This window comes from Cellulomonas sp. H30R-01 (assembly GCF_010119915.1).
Taxonomy (GTDB): domain Bacteria; phylum Actinomycetota; class Actinomycetes; order Actinomycetales; family Cellulomonadaceae; genus Cellulomonas; species Cellulomonas algicola.
Genome location: NZ_CP048210.1, coordinates 2,720,306 through 2,744,974, shown reverse-complemented (window position 1 = coordinate 2,744,974; position 24,669 = coordinate 2,720,306). Strand labels below are relative to the sequence as shown.

The window sequence follows — 24,669 nt, the reverse complement described above, 5'->3', positions numbered from 1 at the left end:
GAGCGCCGGAGCGTCCGAGCGGCGCGTGCGCACGGTCGGCGGGGTCGTGGCTGCGCGTCGGACGCGTCGCGCGGGTCCTCGCGACCGACGTCGCGCAGTGGACCTCGTCGGGGTGCTGCACGACACGGCCGCCCGGCTGCGCAGCGGTGCGCCGCCCGGGACGGCGTGGTCGGACGTCCTGGAGCGCCCCGGCGTCGGTGACGTGCCGACCGTCGAGGACCTCGCCGGCGGCGGAAGGGTGCGCCGTCGTGAGGACGTCGCGAGGGCACGCGCGGTCGTCGCCGCGGCGCGGCTCGCCGCCGACCTCGGGGCACCCCTCGCCGACGTGCTGGAGGGCGTCGCGGGCGCGGTCGCCGCCGACGAGGAGCACGACGCCGACGTCGCCGCGGCGCTCGCAGGTCCGCGCGCCACCGCACGCGTGCTGCTCCTCCTGCCCGTGGCGGGCGTCCTGCTCGGCACGCTGCTCGGCGCCGACCCGGTCGGCGTCATGACGAGCGGCGGGGTGGGCACGGGGTGCGCCCTGCTCGGTGCCACCCTGCTCCTCGTCGGCCGGTGGTGGACCGGTCGGCTGGTCGCGCGCACCGTCGACGCCGGCCGGCTGGGCGCATGAGCGTGCTCGTGCTCGGGGTGCTCGCGGCGCTGACCGTCGCCGTGGCGTGGCGGAGTGGACCGAGGTCGCGGCTCCACGGTCTCGCACGGGAGGCCCGTGGCACGCGCGTGGCGCGGTCGGCGCCCACCGGCGGACACGCGCACCGGGGGCGGGCGGTGCGCGCGTCGGCGCAGGCGACCGTCGACGAGCACCTCGAGCCCGCGCGTCCGGGCCGAGGTGCCGCCGACGGAGACCTCGAGCCCGCGGATCCGGGCCGAGGCCGGGCCCTGGCCCACGGATGGCGTGCCGACCGCGGGGCGACTGGCGGGCCGTCGGTCCGGACCGTGGCGGCGTCCGGCCGGGCGGCCGACGGGTGGCGTGCCGACCGCGGGACGCCTGGCGGGCCGTCGGTCCGGACCGTGGCGGCGTCCGGCCGCCAGGACCAATCGGTCGAGGTCGAGGTCGACGTCGCGCTCGTGCTCGCCCTCGTGGAGGCCGCGCTCACGACGGGCTCCGCGATCCCGACCGCCCTCACGGCGGTCGGTCGCGCGATCGACGGGGTCGCGGGGGCGGCGCTCGAGCGTGCCGGGTCCGCGCTGGTCCTCGGCGCCTCCTGGTCGACCGCGTGGGCAGGTGCGCCCGCGACCGTCCGGCCCGTGCGCGACGCGCTCACGAGCGCGTGGGTCGCCGGCGCGCCACCCGTCCCGGGTCTTCGCGCGCGGGCCGAGCGGCTACGACGTGAGCGACGCCGAGCGGTCAGGACCGCCGCCGCGCGGCTCGCCGTCCACCTCGTCCTCCCGCTGGGCGCCTGCTTCCTGCCGGCGTTCGTGCTGGTCGGCCTCGTGCCGATCGTGCTGTCGCTGACCGACGGGCTCGCGCTCCTGCCCTGACCGTCCAGCCTCGCGCGCACCGCGCCGCGCACCGGCTCCGCGCACCGCGCTCCGCGTACCGCGCTCCGCGTACCGCGCGGCGCCGCGCACCGGGCTCCGCGCACCGCGCTCCGCGCTCCGCGTACCGCGCGGCGCCGCGCACCGGGCTCCGCGCACCGCGCTCCGCGCACCGGACACGTGCGCCCAGGGGCAGCCCTCCAGATGGCGAGGCCCTCGCAGCCCGGCGGCGTCTGGGCGAGCCAGCTCGTCCCTCGGCTCCGGGCTCGCCGCCGCGCCACTTCGGCCGTCGGACGACCGGGAGCATCGCAGGACCGACGGCCCACGTCTGCTCCTCGTCGGGTTGGACGAGCTCTCGGCCCGGGCTCATCCATCCCTCGTCGGGGCAGACGCCCGCCCATCCCACGAGCGGTCGGGCGCTCCCCAACGGTCCTTCGCCGGACGGACGGTCCGACCGCCGACTGCCGCGTTGTTCGTTCTCGCACGTCGCACGTCGCACGTCGCACGTCGCAGGTCGCGGGTCGCGCGTCGCCCGTCGCAGGCGGCGCCTCGCACGTCGCACGTCGCGCGTCGCACGTCGCGCGTCGCCCGTCGCCCGTCCCGCGTCTCGCGTACCCCGTCGCGCTTCTCGCGTCGGGCGTCGCGACTCCCGGGGCGCGCGTCGCGCTTGCGCGATTCCCGGGTCGCGCGGCGCGCTTGCGCGCTTCCCGGGTCGCGCGTCGCTCGTCTCGCGTCCCGCGGGCGACCGGAGGTGACGCGCGACGCGTGCGGGGCCGCCGGTGACGAGCCGTCCACAGGTCGGGGCGGGCGTCGTGTCGTCCACCGTTCCGGCGTCTCCGGCACCGGCGGCCCGCGGGGCGAAGCACGGTGGGGACGGCCGCAGGGCGCGGCGAGACGGGTCCTCGGCCCGTCGACGAGAGGAGGAACCGTGCGACGGACGACGGATGGTGGGATCACGACGCAGCCGGCGGGCTCGGGGGACGAGGAGGCGGCCCGTCCGGTGGGCACGGGCCCGGGATCGTTGCCGGGGCGGTCACGGGTGGTGTCGACCCGCGCACGTCGAGGCGCGCGTGCCTGCGGGCGACTCGGGGCGACCGTGGCGCAGCGGGCTCGTCGTCTGGGCGCCGACGCGGGCATGGCGACCGCGGAGTACGCGATCGTCACGCTGGCGGCCGTGGGGTTCGCCGGGCTGCTCGTGGTGATCCTCAAGAGCGGCGAGGTGAAGGGCCTGCTCACCGGCATCGTGCGGCAGGCGCTCTCGCTGTGACGGTCGACGCCGCGCGGCCCGACGTGGCGGCGCGCGGGCGCCCTCGCAGGAGGACCGATGTGACCGCCCGTGACGTCGGAGGCGGAGCGCAGCAGCCGGCCTCGACGAGCGGCCTCGCGTCGCGGACGATCGCGCGCCGGCCGACAGCGCCTCTCACGGTGAGGGACGCGGGCAGCGTCACGGCGGAGCTCGCGGTCGGGCTGCCCGTCGTCGTGCTGCTGCTCGTGGTCGTGCTCGCCGTGGTCGGGGCCGGGCTGACGCGGGCCCAGTGCCTCGACGGTGCCCGCGCGGGCGCTCGTGCTCTCGCGCTCGGGGAGTCCTCGTCCGACGCCGCCGCGACCGCACGTCGGGTCGCGGGTGACGGGGCGCGCGTCCGGACGACCCGCGACGGCGAGTGGGTCACCGTGGTCGTCGAGGCGTCGGTGCCTGTCGGCGGACTGCGGCTCGGTCCGCTGGAGACCCGCGGGTCGGCGACGGCGCGGGTCGAGCCGTGACGCCCGAGGCTCCCGGTGGACGTCGTCGGCGTCGGAGCGGCGCCGACGACGGCTCCGTCACCGTCGTGCTGGTGGCCGTCGTCGCTGTCGCGCTCGTGCTCGCCGCGTTCCTCGGCGTCGTGACCTCGGCACACACGGGTCGGCTCCAGGCGCAGACGGCTGCGGACCTGAGCGCGCTCGCGGCCGCGAGCGCGCTGCGGGACGGGGGAGACGCCTGCGCTGCGGCGCGGCGGGTCGCCGCACGCAACGGCGCGAGCATCACCACGTGCGCGGACGAGGGCGGCGGCGTGGTGAGGGTCGGTGCGCAGCACCGCACGGGCGTCGGTCCCACCTCGGCGGAGGCGCGCGCCGGCCCTCGGCCTGCGAGCGGCGGATGAGCGTCTCGGGCGGGCTGACGGCGCGGGGCGTCGCGGCGCGCTTCCCGGTCGACGGGGCAGCGGCACGGCGTCGGCCGGTCGCCGCTCGTCCATGGCGGGACGGCGCTACGAGGCGGGACGGCGCGGGGGACCCGTCAGTCGACGGTGCGGTGTGGCGTCCGTCGGTGTCGCACCTCGCACGTGGTGGGGACGGCGCGGATGGGCCTGTCGGTCGACGGTGCGATGTGCGTCCGTCGGTCGCGCCGCTGGTGCACCGGGGGACGGCGCGGGTGGGCCTGTCGGTCGACGGTGCGATGTGCGTCCGTCGGTTGCGCCGCTGGTGCGCCGGGGGCGGCACGGGTGGACCTGTGGGTCGACGGGCGGCCGGGGTGTCAGTCGGGTTGCGGGGCGTGCGCGAGCACGACGTCGAGGAGCCGGACGGCCGCGGCCTTGTCCAGCGGGTTGTTCGCGTTGCCGCACTTGGGGGACTGCACGCAGGCCGGGCACCCGCCCGGGCACGGGCAGGCCGCGATCGCGTCCCGGGTGGCCCGCAGCCACGTCGGCGCGACACGGAAGCCGTGCTCGGCGAACCCCGCGCCGCCCGGGTAGGCGTCGTGCACGAACACCGTCGCGTGGCCCGTGTCGGCGTGCAGCGCGGTCGACAGCCCGCCGAGGTCCCAGCGGTCGCACGTCGCGAGCAGCGGCAGGAGGCCGATGGACGCGTGCTCGGCCGCGTGCAGCGCGCCCGGTGCGTCCTCCTCGCCGACGCCGGCGGCCTCGAGCACGTCGGCTGGGGCCGTCCACCAGGCGGCGGCGGTGCGCAGCGTCCGCGGCGGGAGGTCGAGGTCCGTGGAGCCGAGCACCTGGAGGTCGGGGATGCGTTTGCGCTGGTAACCGAGGACCTGGGTCGTCACGTCGACCGCGCCGAAGCCCCAGGTGACCGGTCCCCACGAGCTCTCCTCGTCGACCGACACGACCTCGGTCGACGTGACCCAGCGCGCCCATGTCCCGTAGTCGACGTCGCGCCGGGTCACGAGCGCCACACCGTCCTCGAGGTGCAGCTCGTCGACGACGAACGTCGCGCCCTGGTGCACGTAGACGGCGCCGTCGTGGACCGTCGCGTCCGCGGAGGCGGCGTCGACCGTGCCGAGCAGCCGGCCCGTGACGGACTCGACCACGCGGACGGGGTCGCCGCCCGAGCCGCGCAGGTCCGTGAGACGGGTCGCCGGCTCGGCGTGCGTCCAGTACCAGCCCGACGCTCGACGACGCAGCGCGCCACGTTCGACGAGCTCGCCGAGCAGGACGGGTGCCTGCGGACCGAACACGTCGAGCTCGTCGGCGCGCAGCGGGATCTCGGCGGCCGCCGCGCACAGGTGCGGTGCGAGGACGTACGGGTTGCCGGTGTCGAACACCGTGGCCTCGACGGGCGTGTCGAAGATCGCCTCGGGGTGGTGCACGAGGAACGTGTCGAGCGGGTCCTCGCGGGCGACCAGCACGACCAGCCCGTCCGCACCCGCGCGGCCGGCCCGGCCCGCCTGCTGCCACAGCGACACCCGCGTCCCCGGCCATCCGGCGACGAGCACGGCGTCGAGCCCCGAGATGTCGATGCCGAGCTCGAGGGCGTTCGTCGTCGCGAGCGCGCGCAGGTCGCCCGACCGGATCGACCGCTCGAGCGCCCGCCGCTCCTCCGGCAGGTAGCCGCCGCGGTACGCGGACACCGCACGCGCGAGGTCCGGGTCGACGTCGCGCAGGTGGTCGCGCGTCGCGGACGCGACCGACTCCGCGGCGCGGCGCGACCGGGTGAAGGCGAGGGTCCGGGCACCGACGACGACGAGGTCGGTCAGCAGGTCCGCGACCTCGGCGGTCGCGGTGCGTCGCGGTCCGTCGTGCGGCTCGGTCACCACGCGCTCGCCCGTCCCCGACGGTCCGGACGCCGACGGGTCGACGACCGCGTCGGCCGTCTGCGCGCGCGCCTCGACGTGCGACGTCGCGGGCGACGCTGCGGCCGGTCCGCGGAGCCGTGCGACCACGTGCTGCCGGGAGGACTCGAGATCCTGCCCGGGGAGCTCCAGATCGTCGGATCGTCCCGGTCGGCGCGACGCAGCGTCGTCCGGCCAGGCGCCCGCCGCGCGCGCGGGGTCGTCGGGGCGGCCCGGCGTTGCGGCGAACGACGCGTCGGCGACGGCCTGCAGCGGGTCGGGGTCGTCCGCCGACTCGGGGTTCGACGGGTCGGCGACCGTCCACGGGTCGTCGGGGGCGGGCGGGCCGGGCGCGTCGGGTCGCACGGCACCGCCGGGCGCGGTGACGGGCGTCGACCAGGGGTCTTCGTCGGGAAGGAGGTCGCTCCACGGCGTGTCCCCGCCGGGGAGCAGCGGCGGCTGCCAGAGGACGAAGGTCTTACGGCCGGCGGGCGACGCGTCCTCGGTCACGGCGGTGACGTCGGCGGCGGGCACGCCGACGAGGCGCGCGGCGCTGACCGCGGGATCGGCCGTCGTGGCCGATGCGAGCAGGAACACCGGCGACGCACCGTAGGACCGGGCGACGCGTTGCAGTCGCCGGAGCACGAGGCCCACGTGCGCGCCGAAGACGCCGCGGAAGGCGTGGCACTCGTCGACGACGACGTACCGGAGGGCACCGAGAAGGCGCGCCCACCGGCGGTGCTGCGGGAGGAGCGCGAAGTGCACGAAGTCGGGGTTGGTGAGGACCAGGTCGGCGTGCTCCTGGACCCAGCGCCGCTCGTCGAGCGACGTGTCGCCGTCGGCCGTCGCGACGCGGACGTCCCGCAGGGCGGCGGCGCGCAGCAGGTCGTCGAGGGCGGCGAGCTGGCCCGCCGCGAGGGCCTTCGTCGGGCACAGGTAGAGGGTCGTCGCGCGGCGCGTGACGGTCTCGATCCGGCCGGGGTCGAGCGTGCGTGCGGCGGCCGATCCTCGTGCGGCCGTCAGGGCCGGCAGCCAGAAGGCGAGCGACTTGCCCGACCCGGTCGACGTCGACAGCACGGTGTGCCGGCCGGCCCACGCCGCCTCGGCGGCGACTGCCTGGTGCGCCCAGGGTTGCTCGACCCCGAGCTGTCGGTAGCCGCGCACGACGTCGGCGTCGGCCCAGGTGGGCCACGGTGCCCGGACGCCCTCGCGCGCCGGGAGGTGGCGGACGTGCGTGAGCCGGTCGGCCCGCCGTCCTCCGGCGAGGAGCGCGTCGAGCAGCTCATCGGTCCGGACCACCGGCCCATCCTTGCACCCACGGACGGTGCGGACGGTCCGCAGCGGTGCGGTGCGGCGACGGCCCACGGTGCGGCGACGACGCTCGCAGGGACGACGACGGTCGGGGCGGCCACGTGCCCAGGGTCGTGTCCGCCGTGACGACGGCGGATTCCCCCGGGCGACGGCCGCGGCGCGTCCCGCGCACCCGCCGTGTGCTTCCTCGCAGTCGACGACGGGGGAGGATCGGGGCATGGGCGCGAGCATCGACCTCAACTGCGACCTGGGGGAAGGCCTCGACGACTGGGTCCCGGGTGTCGACGGGCCCGAGTCGCGCCTGCTCGACGTGGTCACGAGCGCCAACGTCGCGTGCGGGTTCCACGCCGGCGACGACCGGGTCATGGCGGCGGTGTGCCGGGCCGCGGCGGTGCGGGGTGCGGCCGTCGGGGCGCAGGTGTCGTACCGGGACCGGGCGGGCTTCGGCCGGCGATTCCTGGACGTCCCGCCCGACGTCCTGCGGGCCGACGTCGTCGTGCAGGTGCGCGCGCTGCGCCGCGCGGCGGCCGCGTCGGGCACGCGCGTGTCGTACGTCAAGCCGCACGGCGCGCTCTACAACGCGGTCGTGCACCACGCCGAGCAGGCGGCGGCGGTCGTGGACGCGGTCGTCGAGGCGAGCGACGGCGACCCGCTGCCGGTCGTCGGGCTGCCCGGCGCGGTCGTGCTGGACCTCGCCCGGGACCGCGGTCTGCGACCGGTGCGCGAGGCGTTCGCCGACCGCGGGTACCGCACCGACGGGACGCTCGTGCCGCGGACCGAGCCGGGTGCGCTCGTCGTCGATCCCGACGAGGTCGTGGCGCGCGTGCTCGCGATGGCGCTGGACGGGCGGGTCACCTCGGTCGACGGCACGGTCGTCCCCGTCGATGCGGAGTCGGTGTGCGTGCACTCCGACACCCCGGGCGCGGTCGTGCTCGCCACCGCGGTGCGCCGAGCGCTGGACCGGGCGGGTGTCACCGTCGGCCCGTTCGTCCGACCAGGCGGCCCGTCCGTCTGACGGCCCAGCCGACGCGGCGGCCCGCCGTCCGGCAACCGGCCCGTTCGTCTGACGTCCGGCTCGTTGGTCTGACCCGGTGGCCGCGGAGGGGCAGGATCGGCGCATGACCTCCGCGCTGCACGTCGTGCCGTTCGGCGACGACGCGCTGCTCGTCGAGGTCGCGGACCTCGCCGCGGTGCGGCGGCTCGACGACGCCCTGCGGCGCGCGCGCGAGACAGCGGACCCGTCGGTGTGGAGCGCGGTGGTCGACCAGGTGCCCGCGGCGACGACGGTGCTGCTGCGGACGACGCCGCGGGCCGACGTGGCGACGCTCGCGGCGGAGGTCCGACGGGTCTGGCGGTCCGCGCGCACCGCGGAACCGGTCGGCGAGGCGGAGCGGGGCGACGTCGTCGAGCTGCCCGTGCACTACGACGGCGAGGACCTCGCGGAGGTCGCGGCGCTCACCGGGCTGACGGTCGACGCGGTCGTCGAGCGGCACGCGGCCGCGACGTACACGGTCGCGTTCGGCGGCTTCATGCCGGGGTTCGCGTACCTGGTCGGCCTGGACCCGGCGCTGCGTGTCCCGCGACGGGCGACACCGCGCGAGCGGGTCCCGGCCGGGGCCGTGGCGATCGCGGACGAGTTCGCGGCGGTGTACCCGGCGGCGACGCCGGGCGGCTGGCGGCTGCTCGGCCGGTGCGACGTCCCGCTGTTCGACGTGGCGCGCACGCCGCCGGCGCTGCTGACGCCTGGCTCCCGGGTGCGCTTCGTCCCGGAGCCGGAGACCGAGCCGGCGTCGACCCACGGACCCGCGGCAGCCCCCGCGTGAGCGCGGCAGGGCGCGACGCGGCGCGCGGACGTCGGGAGGCCTCGTCGACCCGCCAGGTCGTCGACCCAGGGGGCCGGCAGGTCGTCGACCACGGGGCTCTCGAGGTGGTCGACCCCGGCGTCCTCACGCTGGTCCAGGACCTCGGCCGGCCCGGGTGGGCGCACGTCGGCGTCGGGCGGTCGGGGGCGGCGGACGCGGCGGCGCTGCGGCTCGCGAACCGCGTGGTCGCGAACGACGAGGGTGCGGCGGGTCTGGAGCTCCTCATGGGCGGTCTGCGGCTGCGGGCGCGCGGGCCGCTGACGATCGCGTGCGCGGGTGCACCGGCACCGGTGCGCGTCGGCGGCGTGCTGGTCGGGATGCACGCCCCGGTCGAGGTGCCGGACGGTGCCGAGGTGCGCGTCGGCGCCCCGACGCGTGGGCTGCGCACGTACCTCGCGGTGCGCGGCGGCGTCGACGTTCCCCCGGTGCTGGGCTCTCGCGCCACGGACCGGCTGGGCGGCATCGGCCCTGCGCCGCTCGCGACCGGCGACGTCCTGCCGGTCGGACTCCCACCCGCGGCGTGGCCTCCCGTCGACGTCGCCCCGGTCCGCCCCTGGCCGGACGGTCCCTGGCGGCTGCCGGTGGTGCCGGGTCCGCACGCGGACTGGTTCGAGCGCGGCCTCGACGCGGTCTGCCGCACGGACGGGTTCCGCGTGACGCCGTCGTCGGACCGCGTGGCCCTGCGCCTGGACGGTCCGCGGGTGGTGCGCGTGCCGGCATGTGCGGGTGCGGAGCTCCCGTCGGCGGGTCTGGTCCCGGGGGCGGTGCAGGTGCCGCCGGACGGCCTGCCGGTGGTGTTCGGCGTCGACCACCCGGTGACGGGCGGGTACCCGGTCGTGGCGGTCGTGCGTGCGTCGGCGCTCGGGGTCCTGGCGCAGGTGCGACCGGGGGAGCCGGTCCGGTTCGTCCGCGGCTGACCGCTTCGTCGCGACACGCCGCGAGCGGCCGTCCCGGACGACACGCCGCACGCCGTGCACGGCCCCGTCGCGACACGCCGCGCATCCGGACGAGTTTTCGCCGCAGGGCCGCCCGAGCGCCCGCGGAGGCGGGACCTTCGTCCCCCGGAGGCCACGTCGTCGGGCATAGAACTGCCACATCTAGTCCTCCGGGGACGCCGCGACCACAACATGTGGGGTCGCTGAGGCGGGAGGGCACCAGGGACGAAGGGGACACCGCACATGACCGAGCAGGTCGTCGTCGAGGTCGGCTCGTCGATCGACGAGTACCTCGACCGCCGCGACTGGCGCGTCAACGCCAACGCCAACCAGGGCTACTCGCTGGGTGGGCTCATCCTCAACACGGCCGGCAAGGTCGTCGCGAACTACTGGCTGAGCCACGTCTACCCGGCCGAGGTGGGCCGGGCGCACCGCGAGGGCGACCTGCACATCCACGACCTCGACATGCTGTCGGGCTACTGCGCGGGGTGGTCGCTGCGGACCCTCCTGCAGGAGGGCCTGAACGGGGTGCCGGGCAAGGTCGACGCACGGCCGCCGAAGCACTTCGGGTCCGCGATCGGTCAGATCGTGAACTTCCTCGGCACGATGCAGAACGAGTGGGCGGGCGCGCAGGCGTTCTCGTCGTTCGACACGTACATGGCGCCGTACGTGCGGCTCGACGGCCTCACGTACGAGCAGGTCCGCCAGGGGATCCAGGAGCTCGTCTACAACCTCAACGTGCCGTCGCGCTGGGGCACACAGACGCCGTTCACGAACCTCACGTTCGACTGGACGTGCCCCGAGGACCTGCGCGAGCAGGTGCCGTTCGTCGCGGGGGAGCCGTGCGACTTCACGTACGGCGAGCTCCAGACGGAGATGGACCTCATCAACCAGGCGTACATCGAGGTCATGACGGAGGGCGACGCGAGCGGGCGCGTCTTCACGTTCCCGATCCCGACGTACAACATCACGCACGACTTCGACTGGGACAGCCCGAACGCGGACCGGCTGTTCGCCATGACGGCGAAGTACGGGCTGCCGTACTTCCAGAACTTCCTCAACTCGGAGATGAACCCGGGCGACGTGCGGTCGATGTGCTGCCGGCTGCAGCTCGACCTGCGCGAGCTGCTCAAGCGCGGCAACGGCCTGTTCGGCTCGGCGGAGCAGACGGGCTCGCTCGGCGTCGTGACGATCAACTGCGCACGCCTCGGCTTCCTCAACCCGGGCGACGAGCACGGCCTGTTCGACGCGCTGTCCGGCCTGCTCGACCTGGCCCGCACGTCGCTCGAGCTCAAGCGCACCGTCATCCAGAAGTACATCGACGAGGGCCTGTTCCCGTACACGAAGCGGTACCTCGGCACGCTCGAGAACCACTTCTCGACGATCGGCGTCAACGGCCTCAACGAGATGGTCCGCAACTTCACGGGCGACGCGTACGACCTGACCGACCCCCGCGGGCACGCGCTCGTCGTCCGGGTGCTCGACTTCGTCCGCGCGCGGATGGTCCGGTACCAGGAGGAGACCGGCCACCTCTACAACCTGGAGGCGACGCCCGCGGAGGGCACGACGTACCGGTTCGCCAAGGAGGACCGCCGCCGCTTCCACGGCATCCTGCAGGCCGGCACGGACGACCACCCGTACTACACGAACTCCTCGCAGCTCCCCGTGGGCTTCACGGACGACCCGTTCGAGGCGCTGGCCCGGCAGGACGACCTGCAGACGAAGTACACGGGCGGCACCGTCCTGCACCTGTACATGAGCGAGCGCCTGTCGACGCCCGAGGCGGCGCGCGAGCTCGTGAAGCGGTCGCTGTCGACGTTCCGCCTGCCCTACCTCACGGTCACACCGACGTTCTCCGTCTGCACCCGGCACGGCTACCTGTCGGGCGAGCACCCGACGTGCCCGCGCTGCGCCGACGAGGGCTACGGCGAGGTCGTGTGCGAGGTGTGGACGCGCGTCATGGGCTACCACCGGCCCGTGAGCTCGTTCAACATCGGCAAGAAGGGCGAGCACATGGAGCGGACCCCGTTCCAGGAGCACGCGCTCGCGACGGCCGGCGGGGAGCAGCAGGTCTGATGACGGACCGCACGACGACGGCGGCGGCGGACGGGCTCGCGATCGCGGGCCTGACGCCGCTGTCGTCGTGCGACTGGCCGGGAAGGCTCGTCGCGACCGCGTTCCTGCAGGGCTGCCCGTGGCGCTGCACGTACTGCCACAACGCCGCGATCCTCGACCCGCGCACCCCCGGCGTCGTGCCGTGGTCCGAGGTGCGGGACCTGCTCGCGCGGCGGCGTGGGCTGCTCGACGGCGTCGTCTTCTCGGGCGGCGAGCCCACCCGGCAGGCCGGCCTGGTCGACGCGGCGCGCGAGGTGCGCGACGCCGGCTTCCTGGTCGGCCTGCACACCGGCGGCGCCTACCCGCGACGGCTCGAGGCGCTGCTGCCGCACGTCGACTGGGTGGGGTTCGACGTCAAGGCGCCCGCGCACCTGTACCGCGCGATCACCCGGGCCGGCGGCCCGACGACGAGCGCCGACGCGACGTCCGCGTCCCTCGCGCTCGTCCTGGCGTCCGGCGTGGACGTGCAGGTCCGCACGACCGTCGACCCGACCGTCCTCACGACGGCCGACGTCGACGAGCTCACCGCGACGCTCGCAGGCCTCGGCGTGCGCGACCACGTGCTGCAGGAGGTCCGCCCCGACGGCACGACCGACGAGTACCGGCGGGCGCTCGCGTCGGCACGACGCGCTCCGACGACCGTCTGAGCAGGGCCGTCCCGTGCCGGAGGCCGCAGGTCGGCACGATCCGGGACGCACCGTCCTCGATCGAGCACGCCGGACACCGCCACCCGGGTGAAAACACGCCGCTCGATGCGCTCGTCGCAGGCCTGTCGGGAATGTTTGAATTTCCGACGAGGGACGGGGGAGCACAGGGTGCGCGTGACCAGCAGGGACGTGGGGACGCGGACCGTGGTGGAGGTCGACGGTGAGGTCGACGTGTCCACGGCCGACGCGTTACGCGAGAGCGTCCACGACCTGCTCGACCGCGAGCGCACCGATCTCGTCGTCGACCTCGGCCACGTGACCTTCATGGACTCCACGGGACTCGGGGTGCTGGTGGGGTCGCTCAAGAAGGTGCGGCTGCTCGGCGGGCGGCTCCAGCTCGTCATCTCGACCGAGCGGGTCCGCCAGCTCTTCCGCATCACGGCGCTGCTGCCCGTCTTCACGGTGCACGACACGCTCGACGACGCGCTCACGGACGACGGCTCCGTCGCCTGAGCCCGTCCCGCGGTCCCGGCCCACGGCACCGGCCGGCCGCACGGTCCCTCCACCACGCGACCGGCCGGAGGATCAGCGGGGGGTCAGCACGTAGAAGACGGTCTCCACCCCGTCGACCTGCGACGCCTTGATCTCCACCGTCCACTCGGCGAGCGTCGTCCCGTAGAACGACGCGCCAGGCCCTCGGCCTGCGTCGGGTGCGGACCCGTCGAGGAGAGCTCCCGCGCGCGACACCCGGTCGTCGGCCGGCGTCTCGATCTCGACGAACCAGCCGCCGTCGTCGAGGCGTCGGACGTCGAGCAGCTGGCCCGGGACCAGCGGCACGTCGTCGGGGAAGTCGGCGGGCAGGCCCGAGACGGCTGTCTGGTCGACGACGCGCACGGTCCACGACCGGGAGACGGAACCGACGGGGGCGTCGAGCGGGCCGTCGTCGGGTGCGACGTACACCTCGTAGTCGCCCGCGGGCAGCGCGTCACCGCCGGGTCGGCCCGGCTCGTCGCAGGTGACGAGAGGGACCACCAGCGGGTCCCAGCCGGTCGGCGAGTACGGGATGCCGCCCACGTCGGTCTGCTCGATCGACGTCCCGACGACCGTCCCCTCGTGCGCGAGGACGACCCGGACGAACGGTGGGGTCTCGACGTCGGGGCGGGGGACGAGGGGGTACGCCTCCAGGTCGCGCACGCCGCCGAAGGACGGCCACAGCCACACCGACGGACCGATGACGCTGGTCAGGGCCCCCTCGTGCGCGTCGGGGGGTAGGACGGCGACGTTGGCGTCGTCGGTCGTCGCGGTCAGCGTGAGCGCGTCCTCGACCGGGAGGCCGCGCAGCGCGCCGGTGTCGGAGCCGCAGGTTCCCGCCGGTGCGCCCGCCACGGCGGGCGGCAGGACGCCGGCGTCGCGCCCACCGACCTGCGCGGCGCCCACGGCGACGGCGCCGGCGGCGCCCACCCCGACCGCGCCGCGCGTGGCGGTGCGGGCGACGCGCCGGCGCCGCGCGCGGGACCGGACGCGCGTCATGTCGAAGGCCGTCGGGACTCCCGCGGGCTCGCCGTCGATCGTCGCGTGCAGCGTGCGGGACAGGTCGGTGCTCATCGTGCCTCCCGGGTGTTCACGAGCTCGATGTCGGTGGTGCGGTCCGCGTCGAGCGGGCCGAGGACCCCTTCCAGGGCGTCCATCGCGTCGGACAGGTAGCGCTTGACGGTGCCGTCGGCGAGCCCGAGCGTGCGGGCGATCTCCGCGACGGTGAGGTCGTCGTAGAACCGCAGGACGACGCACGCCCGCAGTCGTGGGGACAGGGTCGCGAGCGCGGCCTCGACGCTGGCCCGCTCGACGGCGGCCGCCTCGGGCGACTCGACCTGCTCGTCGCGCGCGACGAGGTGCCGGACGCTCCGCCACCGCGTCGTGCGGCGGTGCCCGTCCAGGAACTCGGTCAGGATCGCGCGGCGCACGTACGCCTCGGCAGCCACGGTGTCGCGCAGCGGGCGCGTCCGGCCGAAGCAGCGGACGAGCGCCTCCTGGACGACGTCCTCCGCCTGCCGCCGGTCGCCCGTGAGGTACGTCGCGTACCGCACGAGCGCGTGCCCGCGCACCTGCACGAGGTCGTCGAGCACCTGTTCCCACGCCGCCATGCGTGCCTCCTGTCCGGTCGTCGCGCTCAGGACGCTCGGGGCGCCGAGAACGTTGGGTCGGCCGCCGTCAGGCGCGCGTCAGCGGGGGCGCACCTCGTAGAAGAGCGACGTCTCGTCGCCCTCGTCGCCCGGGTGGATCTCGACGAACCAGCCGGGGACGTCGACGGTGACGCCGAGCGGGTCGCGCCCCTCCTCCGTCGCACCGTCGAGCGCCGTCAGGAGGTCGGCCGCCACGAACAGTCGGTCGTCGCCCGCGACGTCCAGCTCGACCCTCCAGCCGGCCGTGGCGTCACCGGCGACCGCGAGGACGGTGCCCGGGGGCATCGGCACGGCGTCCACGGGGAAGTCGCCGGGAAGGCCGGATGCCGCGCTCGCGTGCGGGGGGATCGTCAGGGTCCACGGCCCAGAGGCGGACGTGAGCGGCCCGCCACCGCGCGCGACGAAGACCTCGTACGTCCCTGCCGGCAACGGGTCGCCGCCGACGCCGTCGACCGTGCACGTGACGAGGCCGAGCCGCACCTGCTCGGACAGCAGGCCGCTCGTCGCCCGGTTCCACACGGCGACGGCGTCGGACGTGCCCTCCTCGGGCAGGACGGCCGTCGCGACGACGCGCTCGCCGTGGGTGACGAGCACCCGCACCCGCGCCACGGCCGGGGTCGCCGGCGGTACCTCGCCGTCGGCGACCCTCGTGTCGATCGACGCCTGGAGGGCGGCGACGGTCTCGGCGCGCTCGTCGAGCTCGTCCTGGCTGACGTCCTTGCCCGCCGCGCGCGCCGCGAGGCGGTCCGTGTAGCCCTGCTCGACGAGCGCGAGCGTGTCCTGCAGGGACGACAGCTCCGTCGCGGGCTCGCCCGCACCGTCCTGGGGCCGCGAGCTCACGGCCTGCACCCAGACCTCGCGCCCGACGTAGGTGCCGAGGTCGCCGGGTCCGGGCACCGCGGCCGGCCCGTTCGCCGTCGTGCCGGCCCCGGGTGCCGACCACCACGACCGGGCCAGGCCCAGGGTCGGGTCCGGTGTTCCCTCCAGGCCCGCGACGCTCGACCCGCACTCGCCGGGAGCCGCGTCGGGGTCGGACGGCAGCACGGTGCGGGCGTCACGCGCCCCCGCGAGGTGGACGGCCCCGAGCGCCACGGCACCCGCGGCTCCGACGCCGACCGCTCCCCGCGCACCGAGGTGCACCGCGCGGCGGCGTCGCGCCTGCGCCCGCACCCGTGGGACGTCGACCGGGGCGGGGCCGTCGGGCAGCCCTCGGTCGACCACGTCGTGCAGCACTGCCGCCAGGTCGATGCTCATCGTGCCTCCTCCACCGTGACGCTCTCGTGCCGGTCGGTACCGGTCGACACCGGCCCCAGCACGTCCTCGAGCTGCCCGACCGCGTCGGACAGGTAACGCTTGACCGTGCCCTCGGCGAGACCGAGGCGCCGTGCGACCTCCGGGACCGTCAGGTCGTCGTAGAACCGCAGCACGACGCACGCGCGCAGCCGCGGGCGCAGCATGCCGAGCGCCGCCTCGACGCTCACCCGCTCGACCACGGCGGGCTCCGGGCCGTCCACGGTCTCGCGCCGGATGACGAGGTGCCGCACGGCCGCCCACCGGGTGCGTCGCCGCTGCCCGTCGAGGAAGGCCGTGAGGATCGCCCGCCGGACGTACGCCTCGGCCGCGACGGCGTCGCGGAGCGGACGAGCCTGGCCGAAGCACCGCACGAGGGCGTCGTGCAGCAGGTCCTCCGCGGTGTCCCGGTCACCCGTGAGGAGCGCCGCGTACCGGGCCAGCGCGTGCCCGCGGACCTGCACGAGGTCGTCGAGCACCTGGTCCCACGCCGCCATCGGCCCTCCTGTCCCGAGTCGTCATGGTCCAGGACGCGGAGGGGTGGCGGATCGTTGGTCACCCGCTCGGACGCCGGGCACGGACGCCCGGGAGGTCAGGTCCCGGTGGGTCGGTCGCTCAGCCCACGGGTCGCACGTCGTAGGAGATCCGCTCGCCGCGGTCCCACGGCTGCACGTCGACGGTCCAGTCGCCGCTCGCGGTGACGTACCCGGACAGACTCCGCTCGGTGTCGGCGTGCGCGCCGTGCTCGGCCAGGAGCCGCCAGGCGCGCCCGTGCGCGTCGACGCCGGGCACCCGGACCTCGAGGTGCCAGCCGCCGCCGACGTGCGGCGCGGCCGCGACGAGCTCGCCCGGCAGCACCGGCACGTCGTCGACGGGGAAGTCGTCGGGCAGGCCGGTCACGGCAGGGCCGGGGTCGAGGAGGTCGACGGTCCAGCCGGACGCGACGTCCGCGACAGGCGCGTTCGCTGTGACCGGGCCGTCGCCGACGTACACGTCGTACGTCCCGGCGGGCAGGTCGCTCCCGGCGCACGCGTGGAGGTCGAGCCAGGCGTAGGCGGTGAGCATCGTGGTGCCCGGGACGACGACGGGCTCGGGCGTGTCGACCGTCGCGGCCTGCTGCCACGTCGACGCGGCGTCGTCACCGCGTGCGACGTTCTGCGCCCAGCCGACGACCTCGCCGTCGCGCGCGAGCATGACCCGCATCCCCGCGCCGTCACCCGGCGCGTGGTCGTCGTCGGCGACGTGCGCGGCGACGAGCTCGAGCGTCCGGCCGGCCCACTCCCCGAGCGGACCGCCCGCCCCGACCTCGCGGCCCTCGTCGACGTCGCCGAGCGACCGCAGCTGCGGCGACATCTCGCGCCCCGAGGGCTGGGCGACGACGCGCAGGTCGTCGTCGCGGTGCGTGCGCGCCCACGCGGCCACGTCCGTGCCGCACGTCGTGCCCGGACGCAGCTCGCCGTCCCCCGAGCCGGCGGCGAGGTGCACGCCGCCGGCCGTGACGGCGCCCGCCGCGACGAGCCCGACGGCGCCCTGCGCGCCGGAGCGGACGGCGCGACGGCGTCGGATGCGGCCCAGCAGGTCGGCGGACGTGAGCGGGGAGTCCTGCGTGCCGCCGTCGATCGCGGCGTGCAGGTCCGTGCGCAGGTGCGTGCTCATCGGGAGCTCCTCTCGGGGATGGCGTCGATCAGGGAGACGTCGTCGCGGGCGTCCTGCAGCGGGCCGAGCAGGCGCTCGAGCCGCTCGGTCGCCTCGGACAGGTACCGCTTGACCGTCCCGTCGGCGATGCCCAGCGTGCGGGCGACCTCGGGGACGGTGAGGTCGTCGTAGAACCGCAGGACGACGACGGCGCGCTGCCGCGGCGGGAGGGTCGCGACGGCGGACTGCACGTCGAGGCGCGCGCTGCTCGTCGGCTCGGGTCCGGGTGACTCGTCGGCCCGGGCCAGGAGGTGCTGGACGGCGCCCCAGCGGCGGCGTCGACGGTGCTCCTCGACGAACAGCGTGAGGATGGTCCGCCGCACGTAGGACTCGGCGGCGTGCGCCTCGCGCAGCGCGTACCGGCGGGTGAAGCAGCGCACGACGGCGTCCTGCACGAGGTCCTCGCCGCTGCGGCTGTCGCCCGTCAGCATCGTGGCGTAGCGGACGAGCGCGGCGCCGCGGGTGCGGAGCAGCTCGTCGAGCACCTGTTCCCAGGCGGGCATCGGACCTCCCTGTCGTGGCCGTCATGGTGCACGACGGTCGGCGGGGCCCGGATCGTTGTGGCGGCGCTCCACCCCGGTGCTACGTGCCGGGGACAGCGCGCGCGTAGCGCTCGGCCAGGACCCGGACGTGCGCGACGAGCGCGGGCGGCTCCTCCACGTGGAAGTCGAGGCCGAGCATGCCGATCCAGACGGCGACGACCTCGACGCTGTCGCCGCCGGTGACGAGGACGCTGCGCCCGTCGTCGGTGGCCTCGACGGTGCCGACGGTCGGGTTGATGCGGGCCAGCACCTCCTCGGGCGGGGCGTCGACGGTGACGCAGGCGTGCACGGCCCAGCCGGTCCGGGCGACCTCGCGGACCGTGAACTCGGTCATGTCGCCGGGGAACGGCGTGGGCGTGAAGCGTCGGCCGCCGGGGGTGCGCAGGCGGAGCCAGTCGACGCGGTACGGCGCCCACGTCCCCGCCGACGGCGAACGCGCGACGAGGAACCAGCGGCGCTGCCACGCGACGAGGCGGTACGGCTCGATCTCGACGGGCTCGTCGCGGTAGTAGGCGCGCAGGCCCTGGTGGTCGCGGACGGCGTCGGCGAGCGCCGCGAGGACGACCGTGTCGACGGCCGGGTCCTCGACGTTCGAGTCGGTGTTCTCGGGCCCGCTCGCGCTGGCGTCGCGGATCGACGCGAGCCGCCGTCGCAGCCGGTCGGGCATGACCTGCTCGAGCTTGGCGAGCGCGGACCGGGCGGGGTCCTCGAACCCCGCGGTCGCGGTGGTGCGGCGCAGCCCGACGGCGACGGCGACGGCCTCGGCGTCGTCGAGCAGGAGCGGGGGCACGCGTGCACCGGCGCCGAGCCGGTACCGGCCGCCGGGTCCGCGGACGGCGTCGACGGGGTAGCCCAGGTCGCGCAGCCGCGCGACGTCGTTGCGGACGGTGCGGTCGGTGACGTCGAGCCGCTCGGCGAGCTCGGCGCCGGACCAGTCGGGGCGGGACTGCAGGAGGCCGAGCAGCGTCAGCAGCCGGGCGGACGTGGTGGCCATGGGCCCTCCGGGACCTCGTCGGGGTGCCGCCGCAGACCGCCGCAGATCTGGCGGAAGAAGCGGAAAGAACCGTTCCGGATCAACTTCTAGCGTGAGGGTACCGAGCAGGACGAAGACCCCGCTCACGGACCCGCGGAGACCACCATGACCGCCACCCCGCTCCCGATCCGCCCGTTCGCCGTCCACGTCCCGGACGCCGACCTCGACGACCTGCGCGAGCGGCTCGCGCGCACCCGCTTCGCCCCCGCCGCCCCCGACGACTCCTGGGAGTACGGCACCCCGCAGTCGTACCTGCGGGAGATGGTCGCGCGCTGGACGACGTTCGACTGGCGGGCCGTGGAGGACCGGCTGAACGCGTACCCGGGCTTCGTCACGGAGATCGACGGCCAGCCTCTGCACTTCCTGCACGTCCGCTCGGTGCACGCCGACGCGACCCCGCTGCTGCTCGCGCACACCTACCCGGGCTCGGTGCTCGACTTCCTCGGCATGATCGACGCGCTCGTCGACCCGACCGCGCACGGCGGCCGGCCGCAGGACGCGTTCCACGTCGTCGTGCCGTCGATGCCCGGCTTCGGCTTCTCGACGCCGCTCGTCGGGGCGGGGTGGACGATGGCGCGCGTCGCGCGCACCTACGACACCCTCATGCGCGGGCTCGGCTACGACTCCTACGGCGTGCACGGCAGCGACGGGGGCGCGATGGTCGGGCGCGAGCTCGCGATCCTCGACCCCGACGGCTTCCGCGGCGCGCACGTGCTGCAGCTGTTCTCGTTCCCGACGGGCGCGCCGGGGGAGATGGACGGCTTCGGCCCGCGGGAGTACGCGGCGCTCGCGCACATGCAGTGGTTCCAGTCGGTCGGCGCGTACAACACGATGAACGCGTCCCGGCCGCAGACGGTCGCCGCCGGCCTGGCCGACTCGCCCGTCGCGACGCTCGCGTACCACGAGCTCTTCGAGAGCTTCGGCAACGGCACCTCGCTCGTGACCGCCGACCAGGTGCTCGCCCAGGCCAGCCTCTACTGGCTCACCAACACCTACGCGACGGCCGCGCGGTACCACTACGCCGAGCAGCGGTCCGGTGCCGAGCCCGCCGTGAGCACCGGTCGGATCGGCGTGGCCGTGTTCAAGGACGACTTCCAGACGATCCGCAGCCTCGCCGAGCGGGACAACGCCCGCATCGAGCACTGGACCGAGCACCCGCGCGGCGGGCACTACGCGGCGCTCGAGGTCCCGCAGGACGTCGTCGACGACCTGCGCGTGTTCTTCGCCTGACGCACCCGTCGTCACCCGGTCGGGGGCGGTGACCCGCGTCGTCGGGCCGCCGCCCCCGCACCCGTCGCCGACGCTCAGCGGCCGCCGACGCCGCGCGTCGTCAGGCCCTCCAGCGCGGCGGCGGCGCGCGCCTGCTTCACGCGGTACATCGCCGCGTCCGCGTCCCGCATGACGTCGTCCGCGGTGCCCGGGACCCGCTCGCTCGTCGCGATGCCGACGCTCACCCCGACGTGCACGGTCGTCCCGCCGACGTCGAGAGGCTCGAGCAGCGCGCGGCTCAGGCGTTCGGCCACCGCCGTCGCGTCGGCCGTCGACGACATGCCGTCGAGCAGCACGACGAACTCGTCACCCCCGAGGCGCGCCGCGAGGTCGTTGGCCCGCACGGCACGGCTGATCCGCCCGGCGACGGCGACCAGCACCTCGTCCCCGACTGCGTGGCCGAGCGAGTCGTTGACCTCCTTGAACCCGTCGAGGTCCAGGAACAGCACGCCGAAGTGGTAGTGCGTGTGGTGCTGGGCGCGGGCCACGGAGCGCTGCAGCTGCTCGGTGAACAGGGCACGGTTGGGCAGCCCGGTCAGCGGGTCGTGCAGCGCGGCCCGGCGCAGCTGCTCCTCCTTGTGGCGCAGGTCGAGCGCGACCGTCAGCAGGGCGGTGCACTGGTACGGGCTCTCACGTCCGTTCTCGACGCCGGTCTGCAACGGGCCGACGAACGTGAGCAGCCCCCAGTCGCTGTCGTTGACCTTCGCCGGCACGACGAGCACGACGTCCTCGGGGTCGCGCGCGAGCGCGATCACGTCGCGCGGCGGGAACGACCGGACGCCGGTCCGGCGGGCGACCGGGTGCGTCGCGACCGGACCCGCCGCGTCGCCGTCGGGCGAGCGCTCGTACGTCCCGGTCACCCGGAGCGTCCGCGCGTCCGGGTCGGGCACCGACCGCTCGCCGGTCGTCCACAGCCCGAGGCAGCCCGCGCGGGCGAAGGTGTGTCGCATCCAGCGCAGCGCGGCCGGGTCCTCGTCGGGCGTGTGCAGCAGGTCCATCGTGAGCTCGTAGTGCATCGCCAGGGTCCGGCCGAGCGCGCGCGCCCCGGCGAACGTGCGCTCGCGGGCGTCGTCCGCCCGGTCGGCACGGTCGGCGTCCGCCGGGCCGGGCGCCGGGCGCTCGACCGGGCACCCGCACGACTCCCGCGGCACGAACGTCGTCGGCACCCGGACGGTCCGCGGTCCCTCGGCGGCGGCCCGACGTTCGCGGAGCAGCTCGACCGCCGTCGCGCCGATCTCCTCCATCGGCTGCGCGACCGACGCGAGCCCCGGCTGCTCGAACGCGGCCCGGTCGATGTCGTCGAACCCCACGACGGCCTGGTCGCCCGGCACGTCCAGGCCGGCGGCGCGGAGCACCCGCATGAGGCCGATCGCGTTGAGGTCGGTGCCGCACACGACCGCGGTCGACGGCAGGCCCGCGGCGAGCATCGCGCGCGCCGCCACCGCGCCGCCGCCCTCGAGGTTGTCGGGCGCGTCGTAGACGAGGTCGTCGGCGGGCACGATCCCGGCCGCGTGCAGGCCGTCGCGGTACCCGTCGTAGCGCTCCGCGACGTCCGGTGCGCCCCGGAACCCGGCGAACGCGATCCTCGTGTGCCCGTGCGCCACGAGGTGCGCGACCGCCGCCGCGACGCCCGCCGCGTTGTCGGCGCGCACCGACGTGATCCCGGGCAGCGAGTGCCCCACGAGGACGACGTCCGCACCGCTCGCGTGCAGCTCCTGGACGTAGTCGTCCGCGACCGCGCCGACCGGCACGACGAACCCCTCGACGTGGTCGTGCGCGACGGGCGGCAGGTGCTCGGGCACCGTGTGCGCGTCGATGCGGAACGACGCCGCGTCCAGGGTCTGCACGACGAGGAGCCGGCTCGCCGTGCGCCGCGCACCCCGCTGCGTGCCGTTGAGCACCCGACCGTAGAAAGGCCCGCCGATGAACGGCGACAGGACGCAGACGAGCGGCTCCCCGGAGGGTCGGCGCCGGTCGCCGTCCTCGTGTCCGTCCGCCATCGGTGCCGCCGCTCGTCGTCGCCTCGTCGCGCTGTCGCCCGTGCGTATCGGTCGCCCGGGGCACGTGCTGAGCCGCAGGTCGGACGGCCACCCGCCCGGCGCAAGCACCTGCGCCCTCCCGTCGTCGCCCACCGTCACGGAGAAGGACGAACGACGTCCCCGGGCCGTTGGTCGCGGGACCGGTCAGCGGACGGTGACGGTGAACGGCTCCCCGACGGCGACCGTGCTCCCGCCCGGGCGCACCGCCCCCGACTCCGACGTCCAGATCCACCCGACGTTGCCGTCCACGACGGGGTGCACGAGATAGGTCCCGGCAGGCAGTGACGTGCCCGGCTCGCCGAACTCGGTCGAGCAGCCCGTGAGCGACGCGAAGACGGTCTCGTGCCGCGGCTGCCCGCTGCCGAGGTCGACGACGCGCGTCATCCCGTCCCACTGCACCACCGTGCTTCCGACGACCACGCCCTCCTGGCTGATGACCAGCGCCGCTGGGTACTGGTGCAGCCGGAACCTGCCCGGCCCGTCGTACCGCAGGTCGAGCGCGACCTCGAGGACCTCGCCGACCTGCGCCTCCGACGGCGGTGCGGCCGGCCGGTCGAGGTGGAGCGGGCCGCGGGTCACCGCCGGTGCCGGGTCCCCGCAGGTCGGCGCCGACCCGGCGGGCGGCGCACCGGCGACCGGCGCCTGGGCGACCGGCGCATCCCCGGCGAGCACGGAGAACGGCACGGCGGGTCCGGCCGCGACGACCCACGTCAGACCGGCCTGCGCGACGTACTCCGCGTTGGTCGAGGTTCCCTGGACCACGGCGTCCGGCCACGAGTCCGTGCCCAGGTCGACGACGGGCGTCCAGGCGACCAGCGTGTAGCGCCCCGGCGGGAGGGCGGCGCCGACGTCGGCGGAGCCGTCGCCCGGGTCGCAGACCGCGAGATCGACCCTGCCGGTGAAGGCGACGGTGTCGTCCCCCTCCGAGTAGACGGGGTCGAGGCCGACGCCCAGGTCGGCGCCGAGGTAGAGATCAGTGCCGCCTGCGACGACGACGCCGTCGCGCACGACCGAGAACCGAGGTCCCGACTCCGGGTAGCCGACGATCGTGGCAGGCGCGTCGGGAGGCGCCAGGGCGGCGTCGACGGCCAGGGCGCCGGCTTCCGCGACCTCGTCGTCGGCGATCTCGACGGTCGTCGTCCACGACGCGGCGAACCCGCCGGTCGGCGTCGCGTCCACGAGCGCACCGCACGTGCCGTACTCCGCGGTGGGATCGCCGTGCGGCAGGGCCACGGCCGGCGTGGCGGAGGCCGACGGAGCAGGCGTCGCGCTCGCGCTGGGGGACGGCGTGTGCGCCGGCGCGGGACGGGGCGCCGGACGCAGGGCGAGCGCACCCGCCGCCGCCACCACGACGACCACGGCCGCGGAGCCGACGGTCAGGGCCGTGGCCCGCGCCCGACGACGTCGCCGGGCGCGCCGCGTGAGCGCCGCGACGGCGAGCCCACCGTCGGGGAGGGTCCGCGCGTGCCGGGCCGCCAGGTCGCGCAGCTCGTGGGACAGGTCGCGGGTCATCGCCGGGCTCCCTTCGCGATCGTCGGGACGTCGTCGAGCAGGTCGGGTTGCGGACCGAGGAGCGGCTCGAGACGTCGTCGGGCGTCGGACAGGTACCGCTTCACGGCACCGTCGGACACGCCGAGGCGGTGCCCGATCTCGGGGAGCGTGAGGTCGTCGTAGAACCGCAGGACGACGCACGCCCGCTCGCGCGGCGAGAGCGCGTCGAGCGCGGCGGCGACGTCGGCGCGGTCACCCGCCGCGGACGTCTGGTCGGCTGCGTGCGTCTGCGTGGCGACGAGGTGCACCACCTGGTCCAGGCGTCGTCGTCGCCGCCAGCCGTCGAGGTAGGCGTTGAGGATCGCGCGGCGCACGTACGCCTCGACCTCGTCGACAGGTCCGCGCCGGCGCCGCGTGAACGCGTTGACGAGCGCGTCCTGCACGAGGTCCTGCGCGGCGTGCAGGTCACCGGTGAGCAGGCGCGCGTACGCGACGAGCGCGCCGCCGCGCTCGGCGACCACGCGGCCGAGGTCGTCCTCCCACGTCACCGGTGCGTCCCCGTCCGTCGTCGATGCCTCATGACCGTGCTGACGTACGGGACATCGGAACGGTTGGGGTTGCGCTCGAACCTGATGTCCATCTCCCGGTGCGATCCAGGTCACATCTGCTGGCTAGACTCTGCGGGTCCGGCGGCAACGGGGCCGCGGGACAGGCACGGTCAGGGGGAGCGTGCCGGGCACCATCCTGG

At 75.8% G+C, this 24,669-nt stretch carries 23 protein-coding genes; 12 read left to right on the top strand and 11 right to left on the bottom strand.

Going from position 1 to position 24,669, the window contains the following annotated elements:
* The first annotated feature begins 97 nt into the window (after positions 1-97).
* The 5 genes from GXP71_RS12245 (at position 98) to GXP71_RS12225 (ending at position 3,614) form a co-directional block, all read left to right on the top strand.
* Positions 98-610, top strand: a complete 513-nt coding sequence (locus GXP71_RS12245) for a type II secretion system F family protein (RefSeq protein WP_238402391.1) — start codon at positions 98-100, stop codon at positions 608-610.
* 398 nt (positions 611-1,008) lie between these two features.
* Positions 1,009-1,479, top strand: coding sequence for a type II secretion system F family protein (locus GXP71_RS12240; RefSeq protein WP_162352868.1), 471 nt, complete (start codon positions 1,009-1,011; stop codon positions 1,477-1,479).
* 1,093 nt (positions 1,480-2,572) lie between these two features.
* Positions 2,573-2,743 (top strand): DUF4244 domain-containing protein, encoded by a 171-nt coding sequence (locus tag GXP71_RS20385; RefSeq protein WP_370520939.1) that lies wholly within the window; start codon positions 2,573-2,575, stop codon positions 2,741-2,743.
* Positions 2,744-2,901: 158 nt separating this feature from the next.
* Positions 2,902-3,237 (top strand): TadE family type IV pilus minor pilin, encoded by a 336-nt coding sequence (locus GXP71_RS12230; RefSeq protein ID WP_162352866.1) that lies wholly within the window; start codon positions 2,902-2,904, stop codon positions 3,235-3,237.
* A gap of 71 nt (positions 3,238-3,308) precedes the next feature.
* Positions 3,309-3,614, top strand: coding sequence for an Rv3654c family TadE-like protein (locus tag GXP71_RS12225; RefSeq protein WP_162352865.1), 306 nt, complete (start codon positions 3,309-3,311; stop codon positions 3,612-3,614).
* 371 nt (positions 3,615-3,985) lie between these two features.
* On the opposite strand, the gene GXP71_RS20380 is transcribed toward GXP71_RS12225, so the two are convergent.
* Positions 3,986-6,811, bottom strand: coding sequence for a DEAD/DEAH box helicase (locus tag GXP71_RS20380; protein WP_238402390.1), 2,826 nt, complete (start codon positions 6,809-6,811; stop codon positions 3,986-3,988).
* A gap of 229 nt (positions 6,812-7,040) precedes the next feature.
* Between GXP71_RS20380 and GXP71_RS12215 the strand changes: the two genes are divergently transcribed.
* The 6 genes from GXP71_RS12215 (at position 7,041) to GXP71_RS12190 (ending at position 12,895) form a co-directional block, all read left to right on the top strand.
* Complete coding sequence (locus GXP71_RS12215; protein ID WP_162352864.1) at positions 7,041-7,838, top strand: LamB/YcsF family protein; 798 nt, start codon at positions 7,041-7,043, stop codon at positions 7,836-7,838.
* A gap of 103 nt (positions 7,839-7,941) precedes the next feature.
* Positions 7,942-8,646, top strand: a complete 705-nt coding sequence (locus tag GXP71_RS12210; protein WP_202924244.1) for an allophanate hydrolase subunit 1 — start codon at positions 7,942-7,944, stop codon at positions 8,644-8,646.
* Complete coding sequence (locus GXP71_RS12205; RefSeq protein WP_162352863.1) at positions 8,643-9,602, top strand: biotin-dependent carboxyltransferase family protein; 960 nt, start codon at positions 8,643-8,645, stop codon at positions 9,600-9,602. The genes GXP71_RS12210 and GXP71_RS12205 overlap by 4 nt, the downstream gene beginning before the upstream one ends.
* A gap of 261 nt (positions 9,603-9,863) precedes the next feature.
* On the top strand, positions 9,864-11,696 hold the full coding sequence (locus GXP71_RS12200; RefSeq protein WP_162352862.1) for a ribonucleoside triphosphate reductase: 1,833 nt from the start codon (positions 9,864-9,866) through the stop codon (positions 11,694-11,696).
* Positions 11,696-12,382 (top strand): anaerobic ribonucleoside-triphosphate reductase activating protein, encoded by a 687-nt coding sequence (locus GXP71_RS12195; RefSeq protein WP_162352861.1) that lies wholly within the window; start codon positions 11,696-11,698, stop codon positions 12,380-12,382. Before GXP71_RS12200 ends, GXP71_RS12195 begins: the two co-directional genes overlap by 1 nt.
* A 168-nt stretch (positions 12,383-12,550) precedes the next feature.
* Positions 12,551-12,895, top strand: coding sequence for an STAS domain-containing protein (locus GXP71_RS12190; RefSeq protein WP_238402389.1), 345 nt, complete (start codon positions 12,551-12,553; stop codon positions 12,893-12,895).
* A gap of 72 nt (positions 12,896-12,967) precedes the next feature.
* On the opposite strand, the gene GXP71_RS12185 is transcribed toward GXP71_RS12190, so the two are convergent.
* The 7 genes from GXP71_RS12185 to GXP71_RS12155 form a co-directional block, all read right to left on the bottom strand.
* Entirely contained in the window at positions 12,968-13,987 is a 1,020-nt protein-coding gene (locus GXP71_RS12185; protein WP_162352859.1) for a hypothetical protein, read from the bottom strand.
* Positions 13,984-14,523, bottom strand: coding sequence for an RNA polymerase sigma factor (locus GXP71_RS12180; protein ID WP_162352858.1), 540 nt, complete (start codon positions 14,521-14,523; stop codon positions 13,984-13,986). Before GXP71_RS12180 ends, GXP71_RS12185 begins: the two co-directional genes overlap by 4 nt.
* 78 nt (positions 14,524-14,601) lie before the next feature.
* Positions 14,602-15,816 carry a hypothetical protein gene (locus GXP71_RS12175; protein WP_162352857.1) on the bottom strand — a complete coding sequence of 405 codons (1,215 nt, stop codon included), beginning with the start codon at positions 15,814-15,816 and terminating at the stop codon, positions 14,602-14,604.
* Entirely contained in the window at positions 15,813-16,349 is a 537-nt protein-coding gene (locus tag GXP71_RS12170) for a sigma-70 family RNA polymerase sigma factor (RefSeq protein ID WP_124344339.1), read from the bottom strand. Before GXP71_RS12170 ends, GXP71_RS12175 begins: the two co-directional genes overlap by 4 nt.
* 118 nt (positions 16,350-16,467) lie before the next feature.
* Positions 16,468-17,508, bottom strand: coding sequence for a hypothetical protein (locus tag GXP71_RS12165; RefSeq protein WP_162352856.1), 1,041 nt, complete (start codon positions 17,506-17,508; stop codon positions 16,468-16,470).
* On the bottom strand, positions 17,505-18,050 hold the full coding sequence (locus GXP71_RS12160) for a sigma-70 family RNA polymerase sigma factor (RefSeq protein WP_162352855.1): 546 nt from the start codon (positions 18,048-18,050) through the stop codon (positions 17,505-17,507). Before GXP71_RS12160 ends, GXP71_RS12165 begins: the two co-directional genes overlap by 4 nt.
* A gap of 79 nt (positions 18,051-18,129) precedes the next feature.
* Positions 18,130-19,083 (bottom strand): YafY family protein, encoded by a 954-nt coding sequence (locus GXP71_RS12155; RefSeq protein ID WP_162352854.1) that lies wholly within the window; start codon positions 19,081-19,083, stop codon positions 18,130-18,132.
* Positions 19,084-19,227: 144 nt separating this feature from the next.
* Between GXP71_RS12155 and GXP71_RS12150 the strand changes: the two genes are divergently transcribed.
* Positions 19,228-20,352 (top strand): epoxide hydrolase family protein, encoded by a 1,125-nt coding sequence (locus GXP71_RS12150; RefSeq protein ID WP_162352853.1) that lies wholly within the window; start codon positions 19,228-19,230, stop codon positions 20,350-20,352.
* A 74-nt stretch (positions 20,353-20,426) separates the two neighbouring features.
* On the opposite strand, the gene GXP71_RS12145 is transcribed toward GXP71_RS12150, so the two are convergent.
* The 3 genes from GXP71_RS12145 to GXP71_RS12135 all read right to left on the bottom strand — a co-directional run bounded on the left by GXP71_RS12145 (position 20,427) and on the right by GXP71_RS12135 (position 24,469).
* Positions 20,427-22,391: a GGDEF domain-containing protein gene (locus tag GXP71_RS12145; protein WP_162352852.1), complete on the bottom strand. Its 1,965-nt coding sequence runs from the start codon at positions 22,389-22,391 to the stop codon at positions 20,427-20,429.
* A 183-nt stretch (positions 22,392-22,574) separates the two neighbouring features.
* Positions 22,575-23,942 carry a hypothetical protein gene (locus GXP71_RS12140; protein ID WP_162352851.1) on the bottom strand — a complete coding sequence of 456 codons (1,368 nt, stop codon included), beginning with the start codon at positions 23,940-23,942 and terminating at the stop codon, positions 22,575-22,577.
* Positions 23,939-24,469: a sigma-70 family RNA polymerase sigma factor gene (locus GXP71_RS12135; protein ID WP_162352850.1), complete on the bottom strand. Its 531-nt coding sequence runs from the start codon at positions 24,467-24,469 to the stop codon at positions 23,939-23,941. Before GXP71_RS12135 ends, GXP71_RS12140 begins: the two co-directional genes overlap by 4 nt.
* Positions 24,470-24,669: the final 200 nt, after the last annotated feature.

Coding starts and splice junctions, on each gene's coding strand:
- GXP71_RS12150 (WP_162352853.1), top strand. CDS start 19,228: ATGACCGCCACCCCGCTCCCGATCCGCCCGTTCGCCGTCCACGTCCCG.
- GXP71_RS12215 (WP_162352864.1), top strand. CDS start 7,041: ATGGGCGCGAGCATCGACCTCAACTGCGACCTGGGGGAAGGCCTCGAC.
- GXP71_RS12200 (WP_162352862.1), top strand. CDS start 9,864: ATGACCGAGCAGGTCGTCGTCGAGGTCGGCTCGTCGATCGACGAGTAC.
- GXP71_RS12160 (WP_162352855.1), bottom strand. CDS start 18,050: ATGCCCGCCTGGGAACAGGTGCTCGACGAGCTGCTCCGCACCCGCGGC.
- GXP71_RS12185 (WP_162352859.1), bottom strand. CDS start 13,987: ATGAGCACCGACCTGTCCCGCACGCTGCACGCGACGATCGACGGCGAG.
- GXP71_RS12145 (WP_162352852.1), bottom strand. CDS start 22,391: ATGGCGGACGGACACGAGGACGGCGACCGGCGCCGACCCTCCGGGGAG.
- GXP71_RS12175 (WP_162352857.1), bottom strand. CDS start 15,816: ATGAGCATCGACCTGGCGGCAGTGCTGCACGACGTGGTCGACCGAGGG.
- GXP71_RS12210 (WP_202924244.1), top strand. CDS start 7,942: ATGACCTCCGCGCTGCACGTCGTGCCGTTCGGCGACGACGCGCTGCTC.
- GXP71_RS12170 (WP_124344339.1), bottom strand. CDS start 16,349: ATGGCGGCGTGGGACCAGGTGCTCGACGACCTCGTGCAGGTCCGCGGG.
- GXP71_RS12180 (WP_162352858.1), bottom strand. CDS start 14,523: ATGGCGGCGTGGGAACAGGTGCTCGACGACCTCGTGCAGGTGCGCGGG.
- GXP71_RS12155 (WP_162352854.1), bottom strand. CDS start 19,083: ATGGCCACCACGTCCGCCCGGCTGCTGACGCTGCTCGGCCTCCTGCAG.
- GXP71_RS12165 (WP_162352856.1), bottom strand. CDS start 17,508: ATGAGCACGCACCTGCGCACGGACCTGCACGCCGCGATCGACGGCGGC.
- GXP71_RS12140 (WP_162352851.1), bottom strand. CDS start 23,942: ATGACCCGCGACCTGTCCCACGAGCTGCGCGACCTGGCGGCCCGGCAC.
- GXP71_RS12195 (WP_162352861.1), top strand. CDS start 11,696: ATGACGGACCGCACGACGACGGCGGCGGCGGACGGGCTCGCGATCGCG.